The sequence below is a fragment of the Oleiphilus sp. HI0123 genome, from assembly GCF_001635315.1.
This window is the reverse complement of record NZ_LWGE01001498.1, coordinates 1-3,602: the sequence shown is the minus strand read 5'-3', so window position 1 is coordinate 3,602 and position 3,602 is coordinate 1. Positions and strand designations below refer to the sequence as shown.

Here is a 3,602-nt window from a genome sequence, read left to right as displayed (position 1 = left end):
TCTGTAGTACCCCTTGTGCACACCTACACGTTCGATTAGGGGAAATAGTCACCGACAGAATTAACAGAACTGATTTTCATAATCTTTTTAAGGGCGTCGAAATTCATGGAAATAACATCCGGATTGCATTCCAGTTAGATGGAAAAAGAATGAGGGAGCCCATTACCGGCATTCTCAAAATTAATCAGAATTCGCTTAACTATGCCGCTAACAAAAGAGCGGTGATTTTGAACGAAATAAAGTCTGGCAGTTTCGATTATCAAGCACATTTTCCGAACTCTCAGAACGCGCTTAAATATTCGGGTTCGGTTAGTAATGATATTGACCTAACCATTTCAAGAGGTGTTGAGATGTGGCTGGAATTGAAATCAGAAAACCGCGCTAAGTCGACAATCGAAGGCTATGAAGCCAAAGCGAAACATGTAAAGGCATATTTCGGTGATAAAACGATACGATCACTACGAACGACTGATATTACAAATTTCAGAAAACATTTAACACAAAACCTGGAAATGAAAGTTAAGACCGTAAACGACGTGTTTACGGTCTTACGCGGCGTGACAAGACTGGCTTACCAGGATCACATTACAAAGACAGACATAATGGAACGTATACCTAATCTTGAGAGAGATGAAACAGAGGGTCCTGAAGCTGATCCATATACAATAAAAGAACTGGAAAAAATAATTGAACTAGAAAGACGTGACTACAGTCGACCAGAAATAATAAACATGTTCATCTTTACGTGCTGGACAGGACTCTCTCTTTCGGAAGTAATCGCATTAGCGTGGGAAGATATCGACTTCAACACATACACAGTAAATATTAAACGTGCTTATGTAAGTGACGAATTCAAAGTGCCTAAGGAAGCCTCAAGAACACGCTCTTTTCAATTGTTAAGGCCTGCTATCGATACTTTATTGAAGCAGCATAGATATTCATATACGAACAAACCGATTGAAATCAGTGTAAAGAACAGAAGCAACACACATTCGACATCCTATAAAATCCGACCTATTTTCAAGAACTTCAAATCACAAACAGACGAGCAGCTTTTTAGCAAGCGGTCAGTAGGAACAGCTTATGAAACCTTGTTGAGAGAAGCTAACGTGCGGCATAGAGGCCCAAATCAGTGTCGACATACTTTCGCATCGATGCTAATAACAAAGTATGTACCACTTGGTATTGTTGCTGAAATTATGGGGCACACATCAGAATCGATGCTAAAAAAGCATTATGGAAAAATAATACATGAAGACAGACCTAGCACTGCTAAGTTGATTTCACCATTTTTAGGATTAGAATAAGATTTTAACGTGCTAGGAGGTGCACTAAGGATCCCGTTTTTACCCCAAAGTTGCCCCAAGAGGCTTTGAATCTTAACTAATAACTTGGGAAATCAAGGAGTAAAAATGGCGGTGAGCCAGGGATTCGAACCCCGGGTGGGCTATTAACCCACGCTGGTTTTCAAGACCAGTCCATTCAACCACTCTGGCAGCTCACCGCAATTGCTTTCATGTCGAAAGCGAGGTGTATACTAATGATTTTTTTAGCGGTGTCAACGATTTATTTTTAAAGTTTTTGAGAGTTGAATTTTCTATACTCGCCACTATTATAGGCATGTAAATGTAGTATTATTCTAACTAAACATACTTGGTTTAAAACGGAGCATTACATGCAAGATAATAGACATCCACAAGCTCAGGCGGCTCACACTCAAGGTGATAACCTCGCCAATATTATGGGTGCTAATTCGCAAGCGGCTTTAGGTGCTGATGTTTCATCGGTACTTAAGAACACATACATGCTATTAGGTTTAACGCTGGCCTTTTCAGCTGCCGTTGCCTATATCGCAATGGTTATTAACGCGCCACACCCTGGCATGATCATAACGCTGGTTGGTTTTTACGGTTTACTGTTCGGTATTCACAAAACGGCTAACAGCGGCATGGGTCTTGTACTTACCTTCGCACTGACAGGCTTTATGGGTTATACAATTGGCCCCATCCTTAGCATGTTCATTGGCGCAGGCGCTGGCCACTTAGTTGCTAACGCACTTGGCTTAACCGCATTCGTATTCTTTGGTCTTTCGGCTTATGCCTTGATCACACGTAAAGACTTTAGCTTCTTGGCAGGTACGATTACTGCTGGTTTCTTTGTTCTTTTAGGTGCAATGGTTATTGGTATCTTTACCGATATCGCGGGTTTACAGCTAATGATCTCTGCGGGGTTTGTACTTTTCTCGTCTATGATCATTCTGTATCAAACCAGTGAGATCATTCACGGCGGCGAAACAAACTACGTTCTAGCTACCGTGACACTATTTGTGTCGATCTATAACTTGTTCCTAAGCTTGCTTCAGCTACTCATGGCATTTAGCGGGGACGATTAAGAAATAAGCAACCCTTTAAAGCCATGCCTTGGTCTGTACTAAGCATGGCTTTTTTAGTTTTTAGCCCTTTAAAATATGAACATATCTGTATTAGTCCTTAACGCTCCCTACGATTCACAGTCGTCTTACAGCGCTTATCGATACACTAAAGCTGCCCTTCAGAATGGGCACAAGCTTTCTCGCGTCTTCTTCTATCAAAACGGTATTCATAGCGGTACTAAACTCGCGACACCACCACAAGACGAGTTTGATCTTTATAAAGCCTGGCAAGACCTTGGTACCAAGCACAACCTTGACCTGGTTATCTGTATTGCCGCCGCAGCACGCCGAGGCTTGATCGATAACACAGAGCAAGCTCGCCATCAAAAGGACGCAAACAATCTCGCTGAAGGTTTCGAGCTTTCCGGGCTTGGGCAACTAGTAGAAGCAATGGCCGTTTCTGACCGCTTCATAACCTTTGGAGCTTAAACAGAGGCAAGATGGATAAGAAATCTATACTCATTATATTAAACTCAGCCCCGTTCGGCTCCAGCGATGCAAAAGAAGCTCTCGACCTTGTGCTGGCTGCGGGTACCTTCGAGCAAGATATCAGCCTGCTACTCGCAACTGATGGCTGCTATCTATTATTGGAAGATCAAGACCCTGCAAACATACACCAGAAGAATATTCGCCAAATGATGAAAGCGCTTGCTATTTATGGTGTAGATAAAGTGCATATAGATAAACAAGACGCTGAAGACCGAAACATCCCGTTAAGCGATTGCTCACTTGCGATAAGCGAACTTAGTAAAGCACAAGTAAGCAATAAGCTTAACGATTCCGACATTATTTTAAGATTCTAGCTTCTTGGCCCCACTTTATGACCCTGCATATACTGAACAAACCACCCTCAGAAGTCGCTGTGAACCAGCAACTTTCAGACACGATCCTGGACGGTGACTGCGTAGTACTCATTGAAGATGGGGTTTTCCAATGCCTGGGAACCTCGTCTGAAGCCAGTCAATGGTCTTGTATTGCCGCGACGATTTTTGTACTGACTGAAGATGCCTTGGCTAGGGGTGTAAAAATCCCGGTAGACTATTGTAAAATTGATTACAATGACTTGGTTGAACTTACCATCAAGCATGAAAAAGTGCATAGCTGGTATTAAATCTAGCCTTTGCTAAACACATATTATGAGCGATCAAGACACGCTAAAAAATATCCAGTT

General features: G+C 42.1%; 5 protein-coding genes and 1 tRNA gene. 5 read left to right on the top strand and 1 reads right to left on the bottom strand.

Features of this window, described 5'->3' with window-relative positions; genetic code table 11:
• Window positions 1–1,307 (top strand): Arm DNA-binding domain-containing protein (locus A3761_RS19825; protein ID WP_156491974.1); only part of this gene is annotated, 1,307 nt, incomplete at its 5' end.
• 106 nt (window positions 1,308–1,413) lie between these two features.
• Here A3761_RS19825 and A3761_RS19820 read toward each other — a convergent pair.
• Window positions 1,414–1,504, bottom strand: a tRNA-Ser gene (locus tag A3761_RS19820).
• A gap of 237 nt (window positions 1,505–1,741) precedes the next feature.
• Here A3761_RS19820 and A3761_RS19815 point away from each other — a divergent pair.
• From A3761_RS19815 to tusB, 4 genes are all read left to right on the top strand, one after another.
• Window positions 1,742–2,392, top strand: a complete 651-nt coding sequence (locus tag A3761_RS19815) for a Bax inhibitor-1/YccA family protein (RefSeq protein WP_068509429.1) — start codon at window positions 1,742–1,744, stop codon at window positions 2,390–2,392.
• Between the two features lie 75 nt (window positions 2,393–2,467).
• Window positions 2,468–2,860 (top strand): sulfurtransferase complex subunit TusD, encoded by a 393-nt coding sequence (tusD, locus tag A3761_RS19810; RefSeq protein WP_068513642.1) that lies wholly within the window; start codon window positions 2,468–2,470, stop codon window positions 2,858–2,860.
• Between the two features lie 11 nt (window positions 2,861–2,871).
• Window positions 2,872–3,234 (top strand): sulfurtransferase complex subunit TusC, encoded by a 363-nt coding sequence (gene tusC / locus A3761_RS19805; protein ID WP_068509772.1) that lies wholly within the window; start codon window positions 2,872–2,874, stop codon window positions 3,232–3,234.
• 17 nt (window positions 3,235–3,251) lie between these two features.
• Complete coding sequence (tusB, locus tag A3761_RS19800; RefSeq protein WP_068513640.1) at window positions 3,252–3,542, top strand: sulfurtransferase complex subunit TusB; 291 nt, start codon at window positions 3,252–3,254, stop codon at window positions 3,540–3,542.
• The last annotated feature ends 60 nt before the right edge of the window (window positions 3,543–3,602 follow it).